This is a genomic window from Mycoplasma sp. 744, from assembly GCF_034863305.1.
In the GTDB taxonomy this organism is placed as follows: domain Bacteria; phylum Bacillota_I; class Bacilli_A; order Mycoplasmatales; family Metamycoplasmataceae; genus Mycoplasmopsis.
Genome location: NZ_JAYFFF010000010.1, coordinates 1 through 1,066, shown reverse-complemented (window position 1 = coordinate 1,066; position 1,066 = coordinate 1). Strand labels below are relative to the sequence as shown.

The following is a 1,066-nucleotide window of genomic DNA, read 5'->3' as shown; positions in this document are numbered from 1 at the left end:
CCTTGACGGTACCTTATTAGAAAGCGACGGCTAACTATGTGCCAGCAGCCGCGGTAATACATAGGTCGCAAGCGTTATCCGGAATTATTGGGCGTAAAGCGTCTGTAGGTTGTTTGTTAAGTCTGGCGTCAAAATTTGGGGCTCAACCCCAAATCGCGTTAGATACTATCATACTAGAGTTATGTAGAGGTTAGCGGAATTCCTTGTGAAGCGGTGGAATGCGTAGATATAAGGAAGAACACCAATATGGCGAAGGCAGCTAACTGGACATATACTGACACTGAGAGACGAAAGCGTGGGGAGCAAACAGGATTAGATACCCTGGTAGTCCACGCCCTAAACGATGATCATTAGTTGATGGAGAATTCATCGACGCAGCTAACGCATTAAATGATCCGCCTGAGTAGTACGTTCGCAAGAATAAAACTTAAAGGAATTGACGGGGATCCGCACAAGCGGTGGAGCATGTGGTTTAATTTGAAGATACGCGTAGAACCTTACCCACTCTTGACATCTTCTGCAAAGCTATAGAGATATAGTAGAGGTTAACAGAATGACAGATGGTGCATGGTTGTCGTCAGCTCGTGTCGTGAGATGTTCGGTTAAGTCCTGCAACGAGCGCAACCCTTGTCCTTAGTTACTAACATTAAGTTGAGCACTCTAAGGAGACTGCCCGAGTAATTGGGAGGAAGGTGGGGACGACGTCAAATCATCATGCCTCTTACGAGTGGGGCAACACACGTGCTACAATGGTCGGTACAAAGAGAAGCAAACTGGTGACAGGGAGCAAACCTCAAAAAACCGATCTCAGTTCGGATTGTAGTCTGCAACTCGACTACATGAAGTCGGAATCGCTAGTAATCGTAGATCAGCTACGCTACGGTGAATACGTTCTCGGGTCTTGTACACACCGCCCGTCAAACCATGGGAGCTGGTAATGCCCGAAGTCGGTTTATTATACAAACTGCCTAAGGCAGGACTGGTGACTGGGGTTAAGTCGTAACAAGGTATCCCTACGAGAACGTGGGGATGGATCACCTCCTTTCTACGGAGTACAAAAACCTAA

Annotated in this window: 1 rRNA gene; it reads left to right on the top strand. The window is 47.1% G+C overall.

The features are described 5' to 3' along the window. Positions 1 to 1,045, top strand: a 16S ribosomal RNA gene (locus VBM87_RS02905); the annotation flags it as partial. Positions 1,046 to 1,066 lie beyond the last annotated feature (21 nt).